The organism is Paramagnetospirillum marisnigri, assembly GCF_001650715.1.
Taxonomy (GTDB): Bacteria; Pseudomonadota; Alphaproteobacteria; order Rhodospirillales; family Magnetospirillaceae; genus Phaeospirillum; species Phaeospirillum marisnigri.
The window spans coordinates 118623-136092 of sequence record NZ_LWQT01000088.1; the positions used below are offsets into that span (position 1 = coordinate 118623).

General features: G+C 64.5%; 13 protein-coding genes and 1 tRNA gene. 5 read left to right on the forward strand and 9 right to left on the reverse strand.

Annotation, left to right across the window (positions count from 1 at the left end; translation table 11 throughout):
- Nucleotides 1–19: 19 nt before the first annotated feature.
- The 3 genes from A6A04_RS16575 to A6A04_RS16585 form a co-directional block, all read right to left on the reverse strand.
- Complete coding sequence (locus A6A04_RS16575) at nt 20–1132, reverse strand: efflux RND transporter periplasmic adaptor subunit (protein ID WP_216636122.1); 1113 nt, start codon at nt 1130–1132, stop codon at nt 20–22.
- Nucleotides 1129–1677, reverse strand: coding sequence for a TetR/AcrR family transcriptional regulator (locus tag A6A04_RS16580; RefSeq protein WP_068494860.1), 549 nt, complete (start codon nt 1675–1677; stop codon nt 1129–1131). Before A6A04_RS16580 ends, A6A04_RS16575 begins: the two co-directional genes overlap by 4 nt.
- A 127-nt stretch (nt 1678–1804) precedes the next feature.
- Nucleotides 1805–2710 carry an alpha/beta hydrolase family protein gene (locus tag A6A04_RS16585; protein ID WP_068494862.1) on the reverse strand — a complete coding sequence of 302 codons (906 nt, stop codon included), beginning with the start codon at nt 2708–2710 and terminating at the stop codon, nt 1805–1807.
- 367 nt (nt 2711–3077) lie between these two features.
- Here A6A04_RS16585 and A6A04_RS16590 point away from each other — a divergent pair, with 367 nt between their 5' ends.
- Both A6A04_RS16590 and A6A04_RS16595 read left to right on the forward strand, forming a co-directional pair.
- Complete coding sequence (locus A6A04_RS16590; RefSeq protein WP_172822798.1) at nt 3078–3833, forward strand: substrate-binding periplasmic protein; 756 nt, start codon at nt 3078–3080, stop codon at nt 3831–3833.
- Nucleotides 3830–5092, forward strand: a complete 1263-nt coding sequence (locus tag A6A04_RS16595) for a GGDEF domain-containing protein (RefSeq protein ID WP_082914996.1) — start codon at nt 3830–3832, stop codon at nt 5090–5092. The genes A6A04_RS16590 and A6A04_RS16595 overlap by 4 nt, the downstream gene beginning before the upstream one ends.
- Nucleotides 5093–5455: 363 nt before the next feature.
- Here A6A04_RS16595 and A6A04_RS16600 read toward each other — a convergent pair whose 3' ends face one another.
- The 3 genes from A6A04_RS16600 to A6A04_RS16610 all read right to left on the reverse strand — a co-directional run bounded on the left by A6A04_RS16600 (nt 5456) and on the right by A6A04_RS16610 (nt 7264).
- The gene (locus A6A04_RS16600) at nt 5456–6367 is read right to left on the reverse strand and encodes a DMT family transporter (protein ID WP_068494868.1); all 912 of its coding nucleotides are present in this window, start codon (nt 6365–6367) and stop codon (nt 5456–5458) included.
- 70 nt (nt 6368–6437) lie between these two features.
- On the reverse strand, nt 6438–7124 hold the full coding sequence (locus A6A04_RS16605) for a TetR/AcrR family transcriptional regulator (protein WP_216636123.1): 687 nt from the start codon (nt 7122–7124) through the stop codon (nt 6438–6440).
- Between the two features lie 55 nt (nt 7125–7179).
- Nucleotides 7180–7264: transfer RNA gene (locus A6A04_RS16610), tRNA-Leu, on the reverse strand.
- Nucleotides 7265–7532: 268 nt separating this feature from the next.
- On the opposite strand from A6A04_RS16610, the gene A6A04_RS16615 reads away from it, so the two are divergent.
- Both A6A04_RS16615 and secA read left to right on the forward strand, forming a co-directional pair.
- Nucleotides 7533–9854 (forward strand): methyl-accepting chemotaxis protein, encoded by a 2322-nt coding sequence (locus A6A04_RS16615; protein WP_068494869.1) that lies wholly within the window; start codon nt 7533–7535, stop codon nt 9852–9854.
- Between the two features lie 287 nt (nt 9855–10141).
- Complete coding sequence (gene secA, locus A6A04_RS16620) at nt 10142–12856, forward strand: preprotein translocase subunit SecA (protein ID WP_068494871.1); 2715 nt, start codon at nt 10142–10144, stop codon at nt 12854–12856.
- Between the two features lie 263 nt (nt 12857–13119).
- Here the strand turns inward: secA and A6A04_RS16625 are convergent, their stop codons facing one another.
- Nucleotides 13120–14166, reverse strand: coding sequence for a sensor histidine kinase (locus tag A6A04_RS16625; RefSeq protein WP_068495087.1), 1047 nt, complete (start codon nt 14164–14166; stop codon nt 13120–13122).
- A 162-nt stretch (nt 14167–14328) separates the two neighbouring features.
- On the opposite strand from A6A04_RS16625, the gene A6A04_RS16630 reads away from it, so the two are divergent.
- A complete protein-coding gene (locus A6A04_RS16630; protein WP_156612658.1) occupies nt 14329–15033 on the forward strand; it encodes a response regulator in 705 nt (234 codons plus the stop codon).
- A 1-nt stretch (nt 15034) separates the two neighbouring features.
- On the opposite strand, the gene A6A04_RS16635 is transcribed toward A6A04_RS16630, so the two are convergent.
- Both A6A04_RS16635 and A6A04_RS16640 read right to left on the reverse strand, forming a co-directional pair.
- Nucleotides 15035–16939, reverse strand: a complete 1905-nt coding sequence (locus A6A04_RS16635) for a hybrid sensor histidine kinase/response regulator (protein ID WP_068494876.1) — start codon at nt 16937–16939, stop codon at nt 15035–15037.
- Nucleotides 16936–17370, reverse strand: coding sequence for a response regulator (locus A6A04_RS16640; protein ID WP_068494878.1), 435 nt, complete (start codon nt 17368–17370; stop codon nt 16936–16938). Before A6A04_RS16640 ends, A6A04_RS16635 begins: the two co-directional genes overlap by 4 nt.
- Nucleotides 17371–17470 lie beyond the last annotated feature (100 nt).

The window sequence follows — 17470 nt, forward strand, 5'->3', positions numbered from 1 at the left end:
GGTGATGACGGGAAAGGGGCTACTGCATCACCGTCTTGGCCGGGGGCTTCAGCGGGTCCTCGGCCGCGACCTGCACCAGGCTGCCGTTCTCCAGCTTGACCTGGCCCGAGGTCACCACCAGCTCCCCAGGCTTCACGCCCTGCAGCACGACCACCATGCCGTCCTTGCGCTCGCCCAACTGCACTACGGCGCGCTCCACCGTCTTGGCGCCGTCGGCGCCGTCGCGGACCACGAACACCGCGTCGCCGTGCAGGTTGTAGGAGACCGCCGAGACCGGCACCGTGACCACCTGCTCGGCACCCGCCTTGTCGATCTCGATCTTGGCGAACATGCCGGGGCGCAGGATGCGCTCGTCGTTGGGGAACTTGGCCTGGACCGTCACCATGCCGGTCCTGGCGTCCACCAGCGGCTCCAGCGCCGCCACCGTGCCGTCGAAGCTGCGGCCGGGATAGGCGTCGGTGCTCATGCGCACCGGCTGGCCCGGCACCACCGCCGCCAGATCCTTCTGCGACACGGTGAAGTCGCACAGCATCAGCGACAGGTCCTGGAGATTGACCATGACCTGGCCGGGCTGGACATATTGGCCCAGGTCGATCTTGCGCACGCCCAGGGTGCCGTCGAAGGGGGCGGTGACCGACTTCTTGGCGATCTGGGCCTGCAGGCCGCCCACCTTGGCCTGACGCACCTTCAACTCGGCCTGGGTCTTTTCCAGGGCGGCGACGCTGACGGTATTGGAGCGCAGCAGGGCGGTGTTGCGGTCGTTGCTGGTGCGCGCCAGGGCCAGTTCGGCCTCGGCGCTGCGCAGGTCGCCCATCTCCACATCGGTGTCGAGCCGCACCAGCACATGACCGCGCTTGACCTCCTGGCCCGACTGGAAGGCGATGTCCTTGACCAGGCCCGAAACCGAGGCGGCGATGTCGACGCCGTTGACCGCCTGCAGGCTGCCCACCGCCGGAATGGCGCCGCGCCAGGTCTCCTGGCGGGCGGGGGCGACGGTCACCGCCACCACCGGCTTGGGCATGGTGGCGAAATACTGCTTGATCATGGCGTTCTTGAAGCTGACGAAGCCGAAGACGCCGCCGAAAATCACGGCGCTGGCCACCAGCATGATGATCATACGCTTGGCCTTCACGGGCGGCCTCCTTCGGTGTCGGTGAGCAAATTCAGGGCGTGGAGCTTCAGGCGCTCCTGTGCCGCCTCGTCTCCCAGCCGGATGCCCATCAGGCGCTGGAAGAACAATCCGTCCATGGCGCAGCAGATCAGGCCCGCCCGGGTAGGATCGGGGCTGTCGCCCGCCAGACGGTCCTGCCAGCGAGCATACATGGCATGGATGGGTTCCATCAGCACCGGATTGACGGTGATGGCCGCCAGCAGGGCGCCCCCCACCGGGTCATTGGCCGGGCCGGTGGGATCGAAACAGGCTTTCACCAGGGTACGGGCCCAGCGATAGGGGCCTTCGGGTTCGCATTCGTAATAGGACCGGTTCAACTGGTCGCACTGGTCGATCAGGCGCTGGACCATGCCGCGGATCAGGTCGTCCTTGCTCTTGAAATGGTACAGCACGCCGCCCTTGCTCACCCCCGCCCGCTTGGCGGCGGCGTCCAGGGTCAGCCGGGCCACTCCGTCCTCGCGGACAATGGCCATGGCGGCGTCGATGATGTCTTCACTGGTGCCCATGGGAGCTGTACCGTCCGGACGGTTGGTGTACCGGCTGGACGGTATGATGAAGAGACTGACCGAGTCCACCCCCTACCGAAGCATGATGGCCCCGCGTCTGGCGCAAAGCCGCACATCGCGTGTGGATTCATCCGACCATGGCGTGGGGCGGCAGCAAGGCGGAAACGGACCAGGGGCAGAGGCCATCGCGCAGCCAGGCACAGCTCTGGCGCCAGAATCCGTCGCGATGGCGGTCATGGAACAGATCGAAATGGCCGATGGCGTTGAAGCCCAGGTCGGACGGCGCCAGCAGGACCTGCCGCCTTTGGCTGCCCCGATAATAGCCCAGCGCCCTGCGGATCGCCTGGGGGGTGCCGAACTCGTCGTCGGCCATGCCCACCGCCAGGATGGGGGCGCGCACCGCCGCGAAGCGATCCAGGAGGGCAGGGCGCTCGCGGTTGGGATAGCTGGCCTCCATGCGGGCGCGGCGAAAGCTCCATTCATGGGCGACACCGGCGGGAAGATCCTCCAGCCAGCCCAGCCTGCGCCCCGGGAAGTAGCCCAGCAGCGCGGTCAGGGCGGGCATGGCCAGATGCCATTTCAGCACCAGGCCCAGCCGCTTGCCCGGCGCGTAATCACGCCAATAGGCGTATTGCGCCCCCACGGTGAGCATGCGGTGGAGATGGCGGGAAGCGGGGGCAAATCCTGGCAGGAAGCCGCCGATACTGTGGCCCACCACCATCAGATCGGCGTCGGGCAGACTGTGGCGGGTCCAGGTGACGGCGGCGTCGAAATCCAACTCGCCCCAGTCGCGCCAGCGAAACCCGCTTCCGGCCATCCGCTCGGGCCGCGACAGGCCGATGCCGCGATAGTCATAGGTCAGGACGGCGAAGCCCTCTCCGCTCAGGAACCGGGCATAGCGGTGATAATAACGCGCCAGCACACCGGTGGCCGGATTGATGATGACCGCTGCTCTTGGCCGGTCGGCGGCCGGGTGCCAGACATGGCCATGCAGGTCGTAGCCGTCGCAGCAAGGGATGGTGATGGCTTCCATGATCTCACGCCGGAACCGGGAGGGGCGCGCCCATCAGGATCATCGGGCGATTGTTTCGCGGATTGTCCGTCATCTCGACCTCCATGGTGATGTCCCACAGTGGCGGGCCGAGGGATCGGCGACAAACGAGAAGCCCGTGGCGACGGGTGAGCGGAATTCATCCTTTAGCGGTTTCTGGGGAACTCAAGGGTGTTTGGCCAATGCGCGAGTCTTACACAATGTTTCAATTTAGAATTTGTCGTAGCTTGCCGGCCTGAACATCAGGACCTACAAATATAAATCCCTGTCTGCGGATATGGGTTTTCAAGGCGGGCTTTCTAGCCAAAAGCAGGGGGGCGGGCGTGCCCCGCTAGATTCGGAGGTGTGCATGCCTTTTCGTGTCGTGGTTGGATGGCTGTGCTTGGTTTTGTTCTGGCCAGCCGTGGCCTCGGCCCGCGACCTCAAAATCATCTTTTCGTCCTACACGCCACCCTATGTGTTTGAAAGTGGCGAAGGCATTGTCATCGACATCGTCAAGGCGGCGCTTAAGAGTTCCGGCCATACCGTCACTCCGGTTTACGTCCCGATTGGCAGGGGCTTCGAGATGTTCGCCGAGAAGCGTGTCGACGGCACCGCGATCATCCGCGAGAACTCGGGCCTGACCGCCAATTATTCCGCCGATTTCATGCAGTATCACAATTTCGCCTTCACCCTGAAGGAGCGGAACCTGCGCGTGCGGGGGGTGGAGGATCTCGGGGATAAGACGGTCGTCGCCTTTCAGAACGCCAGCAAGTATATCGGCGGGGCTTTCGGGACGGCCATGGTCAATAACCCGCACTACAAGGAAATCGCCAACCAGGAAACCCAGGCCCTGATGCTGTTGCTGGGCCGCATCGACGTGGCGGTGATGGACGAGGGCATCTTCCGGTTCTACCGTGAAAAGCTGGTGGCCGAGGGGCGGATCGATCGCAAGGTCGAGTACGAAGCCTTCAATCTGTTTGAGCCGACCCCTTACAAGACCGCTTTCGTCGATCCCAAGATGCGCGACGACTTCGATCGTGGCTTGGTCGCCATCCGCCAGGACGGCACCTACGATGCCATTTACCGGCGCTATATTGATCGGTATTTCGAGATCAAGCGATGATTAACAGGAAGAAGTTGTCCTGGCAGTTGCTGCGCTCGGTGTTATCCATTTATTTCTCGATCACCGTACTGGTCACGCTGACCCAGATGGCCGTCGAATACGCCCATACCAGGACCATGGTGCAACAGGAACTGGAAGGGGCGGAGCGAACTTTTTATCCTGCCCTGGCAAGGGCTTTGTGGGAGCTGAACCGCGAGCAATTGGACGCCTTGATGCTGGGCGTCACTGATCTTCCGCTGATCTCATCGGTCCGGGTCGCCGACAAGTCGGGGCGCGAGATCAGGCGTGGCCATGATACCGGGCTGATCGGGGCCACCATCGAACACGCCTTCAACGTGTCCTACCACTTTTCGGGCGAAGACATTCATTTGGCCCGTGTCACGTTTTCTGCCGCCGACTCCGTTGTTCTTCAGCGTCTGAGGGTGGGGTTCCAGATGATCATGGTTAGCGCTGTGATCAAGAGTCTGGCGCTGACCACCCTGTTCATCTTGGCCTTCCGTCGCAGGCTGGGCCAGCCGCTGCGCGACTTGACCGGTTCCGTGGCGGCCATCGACCTGGATTCGCTGGGTCATCGGCGCGTCGACCTGCACCAGACCGAGGAAAACGAGCTGAGCAGGCTGCAAGACGCCTTCAACCGCATGCTGGAGACCCTGGACCGCGAAAGACGGACCCATGTCGCCGCCCTGCTCGAGGTCAACCAAAGCCTGGAGCTTCAGGTCCAGAACCGCACCCAGGCGTTGGAACAGGCCAATCGACGGCTGGAACAGCTGGCTCGCACCGACCCCTTGACCGGATTGGCGAACCGCCGCCATTTCATGGAGTGTCTGGCGGTTGAGATCCTGCGCTCCCAACGGACCGGCTCGCCCCTGTCTCTGCTGGCGGTGGATCTGGATCATTTCAAGCGGATCAACGATCGGTGGGGGCACGGCGCCGGCGACGATACCCTGGTCAATTTTGCGCGCACGACCCAAGGTCAGTTGCGCGCGTCGGATTTGCTGGCCCGGCTCGGTGGCGAGGAATTCCTCGTTTTGCTGCCTGACACGGCCTTGCCTCAGGCTGCCGAGGTGGCGACGCGCATTCTCGATGCGATCCGCAGCCAGGAAATCAGCACAGATCAGGGCGGGTTCAGCTATTCAGCCAGCGTCGGCGTGACGAGCCTGCGCCGCGACAGCGACGATTGCGACGTGCTGCTGGCCCGGGCCGATTGTGCCATGTACCGGGCCAAGGAAGCTGGGCGCGACAGGATCGAGGCCGAATAGGGCGTCTTGCCCGAACGCAGGGACATGGCATCATTCCAGCCCTCGACCGCGCCCACACCGCTCGGCGGCTGTCGCAGTGTTCATCTAATAGGATCATGAACCGGGAAGCCCATTTGCTTGCCATCTCGGCGGGAATGGCGCCTGCCGGAATCGAACCGGCACGCCCGAAGTTGAGCGATTTTAAGTTAACTGTGTTTATATAATACGTTGTCTTTGCAAGAGAAATTTGCGCAAAGATCAAGCTGTGTACGGTTCTGTGTTTGCACGGTCGTTGCTGCGTCGCGCTTTTTTGCGCCAGCGCGGGCCCCAACTTACATCACGTAAGTGGGTAATCCTCCCGTTCTTGACAGGGAGATTACCGGCTCACAGACATTCTTCTTGGATTGGCTCGATCGGTGCGCGGGGTGCTGTCGGCGGGCTAGCCTGGGCGAAGGATCGGCTCTGGGTGATGGCTACGCCGGCGATGCAGATGACGGCGCCCACGACGAGCGTTGGGGTCAGGGGTTCGTGCAGGAACACAACCCCAGCGACTACCGCGAAGACGGTCTGTAGCAGCGCGAAGGGCGCCATGCGCGTCATCGAGCACCGGGCGATCAGCCAGAACCAAAGGCCCCAGCCGATCACCGCGCCGAATAAGACAGTGTAGGCGAAGGCCAGCCAAGCCGTCAGGCTGGCCGTATGGAGCGATGCTAGCTGGCCATGCTCGATCACGAGGGAGGTCGCCATGACCTGGGGGACGGTGAAGAGCGACATCCAGGCCATCAGTTTCAGCGGTTCGAACGGGCCATGCCGTTTCGTGAGCACGCTGCCGATCGCCCAGGCGAAGCCCGCGGCGATGACCAGCAAGGTCGGCACGATCATTACCGAGGCATTCGGCTCCGCCACGGTCAGCGCCACGCCTCCGAATGCCAGAGCAACGCCGATGATGACGCGCGTTGTGGGCCGCTCACCGAGAAGCGACCAGGCAAGCAGAACCGTGAAGGGTGTTGAGAGCTGGTGAGCGACGGCCGACACGCTGGCCAGTCCTTGCCCGAGCCCGACGAAGAACAGCGCGAAGTTCAGGCCGCCGAAGAAGACCGAGATGGCGATCATCGGCCCGAGTTCGCGCCGGGTCGGTCGCCCAACGAACGGCAGCAGAATCACCGCGACGGCGGCGAAGCGCAGACCCACGAAGAACAGGGGAGGAAACGCCGTCAGGCCGACTTTGATGACGACGAACTGCACGCCCCAAAACAGGGGCACGAGCACCGCGCAAGCGATTTGGGTCGGAGTCATGGGGATTCCTTTCGAGACCGATTGGTCCATATATAGGCGTGCCCGAACAATGCTCTGGCCATGTGATGCGCTACTTCGCGAAGCGGTCGATGAGGGTCTTGACCACGGCTTGCGACGCCGCTCGGTCGGGATCTGTCTTGCCGACGACACGCATGCCTTCGACCAGGCAGAGCAGCAGGCGGGCGACGCTCGCGGGCTCGACGCCATCGGCCAGTTGTCCTGCTGCCTGCGCGCGCGCCAGTGCCCCTGTCAGCCGCGTCTCCATAGTCTTGAAGAACCGGCGAATTCGCTGCTCCACCTCGATGTCATGGGCGGCCAATTCCATGGCGGTTGCCACCACTAGGCATCCGCGCTTGCCGGCCACGCCGCTGGTGCGATCGACATAACCGGCCAAACAGGTTCGCACACCCGTCAAGGCATTGTCCCGTGGACCGAGTTCGCTATCGAGCCGCGCCAAAGCATCGTCAATATAGCGATCGAGGGCGCGCAAAAAGAGCCCGTGCTTGTCGCCAAAAGCGGCATAGAGACTCCCACGCGAGAGGTTCGTCGCCTCAAGCAAATCAGGAAGCGATGTGCCATGGTAGCCGCACGACCAGAATACGCCCATGGCGCGCTCGATAGCAGCGTCTGTATCGAACTCTCGGGGCCGGCCGCGCGGCATCCGCGGTGAGGTTTGCTGTGTCATGCTCAATATATGGACCAAATGGTCTTTAATATCAAGCCCGCTCACCGGACAGTGGATCGGCTTGATGTTCACGGAGAGCGTGGGAAATAGAGGCAGAGTCTATTTTCCGCATGTCATCCCGTGCGGATGGTGGCCCCTGCCGGAATCGAACCGGCACGCCCGAAGGCGAGCGATTTTAAGTCGCTTGCGTCTACCAGTTCCGCCAAGGGGCCGGGGGCTGGGAAGCGCCCTCTTATACCCCAGCCAGGCCCACTCCCCAAGCCTTGCGCTTCAACTCAGCCCTCGGATCTGGCGCCGATACCAATTACATAAGTTTTTTATTGATTAAAATGCATGTGCGTTTTCTAATGATCCAGGCGCACGGCTATTGGTTGGTGATTATTGTCCCAATGATAGCTTTAGCTTTGTGATTTCAATCTATGTTCGTAGGTCCGGACTGCGGATTTGCCGAAATACCACGCCGAGGGGGCTTGAGGACTGATGGGGATCGCCGCTCGTTTTGGAACCGCCCTGGTCGCCATGTCGGTGGGTACCGCCGCGCTGATGGGATGGGTCACCAGTCGTCATGCCGCGTCATTGATCGAACAGGCGGAGCACCGCGAATTGCTGGGCCGCTTCGAGCAGTTGGTGGACGCCATCGACGGATCGGCTTCCCAGGCGCGGGCCATGGCGGCGCTGGTGGCCAATCTGCCCGGAGTCCCGCATCTGGTGGCCAGTGGCCAGCGCGACGTCCTGGCCGCCCAGATGGTGCCGCCGTTCAAGGCCATGGCCAAGGAATTCGGCATCGAGCAGTTCCAGTTCCATCTGCCGCCCGCCACCTCGTTCCTGCGGGTCCATTCCCCTGCCAAGTTCGGTGACGACCTGTCCGCCATCCGTCAGACCGTGGTCCAGACCAACACCACCAGGACATCGACCAAGGGGCTGGAATACGGGGTCGCCGGACTGGGGGTGCGCGGGCTGATGCCGCTGATGGATGAGGGGCGGCATGTGGGGTCGGTGGAATTCGGCCTCAGTTTCGGCCAGCCCTTCTTCGCCGACTTCAAGGCGTCGTTTGGCGTCGATGTCGCCCTTCACGTCAAGGGCAAGGACGGGTTCAAGCCGTTCGCCGGGACCATCGCCACCTCCAACCTGACCGAGGCCGAGATCATCGCGGCCATGGAGGGACGCGATGTCTTGAAGGCGCAGGAGAATGCGTCAGGCGGGCGCATCGCCGTCCTGGCCCGGGCGGTGAAGGATTACAGCGGCAAGCCGCTGGGCGTGGCCGAGATCGCCATGGATGCCAGCCACTACGCCAGCCAGTTGGCCGAGGCCCATCGCATCATGGCCATGCTGCTGGTGGGCGCGGTTCTGGTATCCCTGGCGGTGGGAACCTGGCTCAGCCGCAACATCACCCGGCCGATCCTGGCCATGAGCTCGGCCATGGACCGCATCGCCAAACGTGATTTCGATGTGGATGTCCACGGCCTGGACCGTGCCGACGAGATTGGCCACATGGCCCGCGCCGTCGAGGTGGTGCAGCAGGAGGTTCGCCGCACCGTCGCCCTGGAAGAGGCCCAGGCCCGGGCCATGGAGCAGTTGGAAGCGGGGCAGAAGGACCTGCGCGACGGCATGCAGTTGCAGCTTGAGGGCGTGGTCGAGGCCGCCATCCAGAGCAACGAGGCGGGGGTGGTCCTGGCCCGCATGGTTGGCTCGATCCGCCAGTCCTCCGAGCAAAGCCAGTCCATCGCCAGCGCTATCGAGGAGATGGTGGCCTCGGTTCACACCATCTCGGAATCCTCCGAGATCGCGGCCCAGGAAGCCTCCGACGCCGAGAATGCGGCCAAGAGCGGCGTCGCCGCCACCGCCGCCGCGCGCCATGCCATGGACTCGCTGCTCGGTGCGGTCGCGGCCGTCGGCGACAAGATCGAGTCTCTGGGCGCGGCCTCGGGGCAGATCGCCGCCATCATCGACCAGATCGAGGCCATCGCCGGACAGACCAACCTGCTGGCGCTCAACGCCACCATCGAGGCGGCAAGGGCGGGCGAGGCGGGCAAGGGATTCGCCGTGGTGGCGGGCGAGGTCAAGACCCTGGCCAACCAGACCGCCAAGGCGACCGTCGACATCCGTGACCGCATCCAGGGGCTGACCACTGAAATGGGGGAAGCCCAGGCCGCCATGCGCCGTTCGCGCGCCGCCGCCGAGGAGGGCATGGGGGCGGTGGGCGAGGTCACCGGCGGGCTGGAGGCCATCGCCGGGCGCATCGACGGTGTCACCCAGCGCATGCACGAGATTGCCACCATCCTGGGGCAGCAGAGTGCCGCCGCCGCCGAGGTGTCGTCGGCCACGGCCAGCATCGCCACGGTGTCGCAGACCAATCTGGAGGAGATCAGCAAGGTGATCGGCTCCATGGCCGAGGCGGCCACGGTCCTGGACAAGCGGGCCGAGGATTTCGCCAAGATGGGCACTGCCGAGACATTGCTGCAGGTGGCCAAGAACGACCATGTGCGGTTCAAGCGCTCTATCCTCGACCGCATCCTGGGGCTGAACAGCCTGACCTCATCCCAATTGTCGGACCATCACACCTGCCGCCTGGGCAAGTGGTATGACAATCTGGTCGACGAGCGCCTGACCCGTCTGCCCGCCTATACGGCGCTGCAGGAGCCGCACCAGCGGGTGCATGCCCATGGCAAGCGCGCCCTTGATCTGCACGCCCAGGGCGATACCGAGGGCGCCATGGCCGAGGTCGAGCGGTTGAACCAGGCCTCGCGCGAGGTTCTCGACCTGCTGGAAGAGATGTCGGGAGCACTGAAGCGCGCCGCCTGAACGATGACATTCCCTCTCCCGCTTGCGGGAGAGGGTGGCGAGGCGAAGCCGAGACGGGTGAGGGTGCGTGCGTCGGCGCGCCATTCGACATCAAGTCGCGGCCCTCAGGCCCTCACCCCGACCCTCTCCCGCAAGCGGGAGAGGGGGGAAACGGATGTGTTTCCTTCACCCGATTGCCCTGGTCCGGCAGCCCGCGAAGATTGACAGAATGCGGCCCTGCCTCTATCTCTTGCCGGTCGCGAAGGGCCTCCATCCGGGGGTCTCGGCCACTCACGTCGAGGAAGCTTATGTTCGGCGCCATTGCCCGGCGGATCTTCGGAACCGCGAATGATCGTATTCTCAAGCCGCTAAAGAAGCACATCGACGCCATCAATGCCCTGGAGCCATTGCTGGAGGCGCTCTCCGACGACGAGTTGCGGGCACGGACCGAGATCTTCAAGCAGCGCGTCGCCGCGGGCGAGACCCTGGACGACCTGATGGTCGAGGCCTTCGCCACCGTGCGCGAGGCCGCCAAGCGCACCCTGGGCCAGCGCCATTTCGACGTGCAGATGCTGGGCGGCATGGTGCTGCATCAGGGCCGCATCGCCGAGATGAAGACCGGCGAAGGCAAGACCCTGGTCGCCACCCTGGCGGTCTATCTCAACGCGCTGTCGGGCAACGGCGTCCATGTGGTCACGGTCAACGACTACCTGGCCAAGCGCGATTCCGACTGGATGGGGCAGATCTACCGCTTCCTCGGCCTGACGGTGGGCGTCATCGTCCACGGCCTCAACGATCTGGAACGCCAGCAGGCCTATGCCTGCGACGTCACCTATGCCACCAACAACGAGCTGGGCTTCGACTATCTGCGCGACAACATGAAGTTCCGGCTGGAGGAAATGTGCCATCGCGCCAGCTTCAACTTCGCCATCGTCGACGAAGTGGACTCTATCCTGGTGGACGAGGCCCGCACGCCGCTGATCATCTCTGGCCCCACCGAGGATAATTCCGACCTCTATCGCCTGGTCGATCGCATCATGCCGTCGCTGGTGGCCGAGGATTTCGAGAAGGACGAGAAGCAGCGCGCCGTCACCCTGACCGACCGCGGCACCGAGCATGTGGAAGAGCTGCTGGCCGAGGCCGGTCTGATGAAGGGCGCCCTTTACGACGTGGGCAATGTCAGCCTGGTCCACCACGTCAATCAGGCGCTGCGCGCCCACAAGCTGTTCACCCGCGATGTCGACTACATCGTCAAGAACGACAAGGTCATCATCATCGACGAGTTCACCGGCCGCATGATGGACGGCCGGCGGTTCTCGGAAGGGCTGCACCAGGCCCTGGAGGCCAAGGAAGGCGTCACCATCCAGAACGAGAACCAGACCCTGGCCTCGATCACCTTCCAGAACCTGTTCCGCATGTATCCCAAGCTGGCGGGCATGACCGGCACCGCCATGACGGAAGCGGGCGAATTCCACGAGATCTATGGCCTGGAAGTGGTGGAGATTCCCACCAATCTGCCGGTCAGCCGCAAGGACGCCGACGACGAGGTCTATCGCACCGCCGCCGAGAAGAACGACGCCATCGTCACCCTGATCGAGGAATGCCGCTCGCGCATGCAGCCCGCTCTGGTGGGCACCACCTCCATCGAGAAGTCGGAACATCTCTCCGACCTGCTGAAGAAGAAGAAGATCCCCCATCAGGTGCTCAATGCCCGCTACCACGAGCAGGAAGCCTATATCGTCGCCCAGGCGGGCGTGCCCGGCGCGGTGACCATCGCCACCAACATGGCCGGTCGCGGCACCGACATCCAGTTGGGCGGCAATCTGGACATGCGCACCCGCATGGAACTGGCCGACATCACCGATGAGGCCGAGCGCGCCAAGCGCATCGAGGCGCTGAAGGCCGAGATCGAGGTCAACAAGGGCAAGGTGCGCGACGCGGGCGGTCTTTACGTCATCGGCACCGAACGCCATGAAAGCCGCCGCATCGACAACCAGCTGCGCGGCCGGTCCGGACGCCAGGGCGACCCCGGCGCGTCGAAGTTCTTCCTGTCGCTGGAAGACGATCTGATGCGTATCTTCGGCTCGCAGCGCATGGACGGCATGCTGCAGAAGCTGGGGCTGGAAAAGGGCGAGGCCATCGTCCATCCCTGGATCAACAAGGCCTTGGAAAAGGCGCAGCAGAAGGTCGAGGCCCGCAACTTCGACATCCGCAAGAACCTGCTGAAGTTCGACGATGTGATGAACGACCAGCGCAAGGTGGTCTACGAGCAGCGCAAGGACCTGATGGCCGCCGACGAGGTGGCCGAGGAAGTGGTCGCCTTCCGCCACGAGGTCATCGAGGACATGGTCGCCCGCTGCATCCCCGAGCGCGCCTATGCTGACCAGTGGGACGTGGCCGGGCTGCACGAGGAAGTGCTGCGCGTCTTCAACCTGGATCTTCCCATCGCCGACTGGGCCAAGGAGGAAGGCATCGCCGACCAGGAAATCCGCGCCCGCCTCATCGACCATGCCGACCGCAAGATGGCGGAGAAGGTGGCCAATTACGGCGCCGAGACCATGCGCATGGTGGAAAAAAGCCTGCTGCTGCAACTGCTCGACCAGTCCTGGAAGGACCACCTTCTGCAACTGGATCATCTGCGCCAGGGCATCAGCTTGCGCGCCTATGCCCAGCGCGATCCCCTGAACGAATACAAGCGGGAAGCCTTCAACCTGTTCCAGCAGATGTTGCTGGACCTGCGCGAACGGGTGACTTCGGTGCTGGCCCATGTCCAGCTTCGCTTCGGCGACGAGGACCCGGAACAGGCGCTGGAGCCGCGCGGCCCGTCACGGACCATGGAGACCCGCGAGGACCCGGCTTTCGCCGGACTGGGCACCGGCGAGGCCATGGCCACCGTCACGACCGGCCCCCGCAGCACCATCGTCGATCCCAATGATCCCGCCACCTGGGGGGGCACGCCACGCAACGCGCCGTGCCCTTGCGGATCGGGCAAGAAGTACAAGCACTGCCACGGCGCCTCCTGACGCCAAGGCTGCTGACGAGAACAACCCCCGGCCGATGGGCCGGGGGTTTTTTCATGGCGTCACGCCAGTGAGAAAATGAAGGAGAGGGAGCGTTTGGGGGTCGCTCCCTCTCCAAGCCCCTCCGTGGCGCTGGGGTTCGGGGATGGCCACGGAGGAACGTCCTGAGTGCGGGAGGGGAGAGCGTTGGGGGCACTCTCCCCTCCTTTTATTCCACCCGCGGCCTTGGGGTTCGGGGATCGCCGCGGATGGACGCACCGGCCGGATCAGGCGGCCATGGCCTCCTGATCCGTATTCTCGTCCTCGATCACGGCGGGCAGCGAGAAGCCGAAGCAACTGCCCTTGCCCAATTCAGAGGAGACCCAGACATCGCCGCCCAGCCGCTCCACCAGGCGGCGAACCACTGCGAGGCCCATGCCGATCCCGGCCACCGAGGAATTCCTGGCGTCATGGGGGCGGTAGAAAATTTCGAACATGCGCGCCACCCGCGCCGGGTCAATGCCGATGCCGTTGTCACGAATCTCGAAGCGCACCATCCGTCCCTCGCGATGGGCGGAAACCCGCACGATCGGCCGTCGCTCGGGGGCGCGGAAGCGAACCGCGTTGTCGATCAGCTGCAGGAACACTTCCACCAGGGCGGCGCGGTCGGCGGATACCTCGGGCAGCGGATCGACCACCAGCGCCGCGTCCGCGGCGGTCAGCACTCCGCTCAGCCGCTTGCGCGCCGTCATCATCGCGTCCTTTGCCGAGGTGATCTCGCCCGAGGGCTGATGGCTGTCCACCGCCACGAAGGCGCGCAACCCGCTGATCAGGGCGGTCATCCGCCGGGCGCTGTCCATGACATGGGTCAGATACAGCCGGGCCTCGTCGTCCCCTTCGCCCCGCTGGTGCGATTCCAGCAATTGGGCATAAGCGACCAGTCGGCGCAAAGGCTCCTGCAGGTCATGCGAGGCGACTTCGGCGACCCGCTCAAGGTCGGCCACATGGCGCCGCAGCCGGGATCGGGTTTCATCCAGTTCGGTATCCCGTGCGCGAAGCTCGGCGGCAAGCCGGGTCAGGCGACGCTGCATGGCGATCCAGGACAGGCCCATGGCCGCCATGCCGCCCACCACCAGGACGGCGACCGCCACCTGACCCCATTCTCCCAGTCCGGGAAAATGCGATAAGGCGCCGACAATGAAGGACCATGCGGCATTCATATCCCACCACACGCCGACCCAGGCGACCACCACCAGCAGCCCGCCGATGGGAAGGGCCAGCCGCGCGGACGCACCGTCGTCGAAACGCTGCAGGAAAGATGTGTCTTCAGTCACTTTGCCGCTGCCCCGTTTTCCGGCATTGTTCCGCTGCCGGTCCCCAGTGATCATGCTGTCTCTTATACAGATCCCTTGGTAATGGAATTACGGCGGCGGTTGAATTGGCCGCCAATACCCTGTAAATGAACAATGAACACTGACATTGACCCGGAGAACACGGTGTCGACGAAGGCCCATATCCTGATCGTTGAAGATGAACCCGTCACCCGCGCCAAGCTGGCCGCGTATCTGACGGCTGACGGGTTCCAGGTCAGCGAGGCCGCCGATGCCAAGGACATGAAGGCCGCCGTGGCCCGTGCCTTGCCCGACGTGGTCCTGCTCGACATCAATCTTCCCGATGAAAGCGGCCTGATCCTGGCGCGTGAATTGCGGGCCAAGTCATCGGTGGGGATCATCCTGGTCACGGCCCGCCAGGACGAGACCGACCGCATCGTCGGCCTGGAGATCGGTGCCGACGATTACATCACCAAGCCGTTCAATCCCCGTGAATTGGCGGTGCGCGTCCGCAATCTGCAGCGCCGGGTGGCGCCGTCCATGGCCGCCGAACGCTCGGCCACCGGCATCTATTCCTTCGCGGGATGGCGTCTTGACTGCGACGCCCGCCAGTTGACCTCGCCCGGCGGCGAGGCGGTCCGTCTGACCCGGGGTGAATTCGACGTCCTGGCCGCCCTGGCCCGCAATGCCGGGCGTGCCCTGACCCGCGACCAGTTGCTCGATTTGACCCAGCACGATGGCGAGGCGGTGATCGACCGCACCATCGACGTTCTGGTGGGGCGGCTGCGCCGCAAGATCGAAGCCGATTCCCGTCATCCCACCATCATCCTGACGGTGCATGGCGTCGGCTATCGCCTGGTCGGCGGCTGAGCTACTCCTTCAGCGCGGTTTCCAGCGCCGCCAGCGAGCGGGTCCAGATAAGCTTGACCTGGGCGGCCTGGGCTGTCGAATCCGCCCGTTCGGTTCGGGCGGCATCCTCCAGCGAGCGACAGGCGGCCGCCAAACCGCCGAGATGAAGGCTGAAAGCCGCCCCGGCCATGCGGTGGGCGGTCTGGACCAGATCGGTCCAGGACGGACGGGCGCAGGCGGCCTCCAGCGCCGCCACATCCGCCGCCGACGAGCGGCAGTACAGATCGGCCAGACCGACCATGCGGTCGCGCCCGAGGACCTCCATGTCGGCCCGGAGATCGGCCAGTGACAGCAGCGGCCTGTCTTCGGGCTTGGCCTTGGCTTCGCCACTCCCCAGGGCCAGCCCGGCCAGCATGCGGCCGAAATCATCCACCCGGAACGGTTTGGCCAGGCAACCGAGAATGCCGGCCTCGCGGCTGCGGGCCTCGTCCTCGCGGACGGGATTGGCGGTCAGCAGGAACATGGGGACCTTGCCCGCCTCACCCGGCAGGGCCTTGATGGCCCGGGCGGTCTCGATGCCGTCCATGCCCGGCATGCGCATGTCGAGCAGGATCACGTCGAAGTCGCCCGCTTGCGCCGCCGCCACCGCGGCCATGCCGTCGGAGGCGGTGGTCACCGAATGGCCGCGCTGTTCCAGCAGGCCCGTCGCCACCGCCAGATTGACCTCGTTGTCGTCCACCAGCAGCACCCGGCAGGGGCCGGGCGCCGGACGCGCCGCCCCCTCGCCGCCCGGACGGACGGGAAGGTCCGTCGATGCCAGGGGCAGGTTGACCCGGAAGGTGCTGCCCTGGCCGGGAACGGAGTCGCAGTCGATATCGCCTCCCATCAGCTCCACCAGGCGGCGGCAGATGGCGAGACCCAGGCCGGTTCCGGCGAAACGCCGCGCCGTGCCGCTGTCGCCTTGCCAGAATTCGGTGAACAGGTTGGGAATGGCCGCAGAGTCGATACCGATGCCGGTATCGGCCACAGAAATGCGCAGGCCAAAGGGCTGCAGCGGTTCCACCTGGATGGAGACGTGGCCGTGATCGGTGAACTTGATGGCGTTGCCCACCAGATTGAACAGGATCTGGCGCAGCCGCAGACGATCCCCCTCCACGACGCGAGGGATACCCTGGGCGAAAGCGGTGGTCAGGATCAGCCCCTTCTCCTCGGCCCGCGCCGCCAGTACCAGCCTGACTTCCTCGATGGCGTCGATGACGTCGAAGGGTTCGGTATCCAGCCCCATGCCCTCGGCGTCCAGGCGGGCGAAATCCAGAATGTCGTTGACCAGGCCCAGCAAGAGTTCGCCCGAAGAGACCAGGGTCTCCGCGAAGGAGCGCTGGCGATGGTCCAGCGGCGTCTCCTGCAGCAGCCGCGCCATGCCCAGCACCCCGTTGAGCGGCGTACGGATTTCATGGCCCATCATGGCCAGGAATACCGACTTGGCCCGCGCTGCCTGCTCGGCCTTGTCCCGGGCCTCGCGCAGCGCCGCCTCGCCCAGTTTGCGCTCGATGGCATAGCGGACCACCCGCGACAGGATGAAGGCGTCGCCGATGCCTTTGACCAGATAGTCCTGGGCTCCGCGCTTGACCGCATCCAGGGCGACGGAGTCGTCGTCATTGCCGGTCAGCACCACCACCGGCAGGTGGGGCGCCACCGCCGTCAGGCGGTCCAGGGTATGGATGCCGGTGGAATCGGGAACACTGAGATCGGCCAGAACCACGTCGAAGCCGTCCGGATTGCGGGTCAGGCTGTCGATCGCTTCCGACAGGCGTCCCACCACCGCCACCTCGAACGGTGTGGTCTTGACCCGGCGCAGCATCTGCCCCACCAGCCTTGCGTCGGCCGGATCGTCTTCCAGCAGCAGGACACGGATGGGGGAACTCATGACGGAATCCGCGCCGTGCCGAACCAGAAATCCTCGATGGAATGGATGGCGGCGGTGAAGTCCTCCACATCCATGGGCTTGGAAACATAGGAACTGGCGCCAAGGGCATAGGCGGTCTTGATGTCGCGTTCGGCCCCCGAGGTGGACAAAATCACCACCGGGATGCTGCACAACAAGGAGTCTGCGCGGATTTCCTCGAGAATCTCGTGCCCGGTGCGGCCGGGAAGGTTGAGATCAAGCAGGATCAGGTCGGGCCTGGGGGCCTGGTCGTGGCCCTCGCCCCGACGCAGGAAGGCCATGGCCTCGCGGCCGTCCTTGACATGATGCAGTCGACAGGGATGGCGTGAGCGGCGAAGGGCGATACGCACCAGACCGGCATCTCCGGCGTCATCCTCCACCAGCAAGATGTCGTGACAGTCCTTCTCTTCCACACTGAACCCCGAACCACAAAAGCCCCCCGGGAGAGAAGCTGGATGAAAATCATCAAAACCGCAAGGCTTTGTGGAGAAAATCTAAATTCGGCGCGCCAGG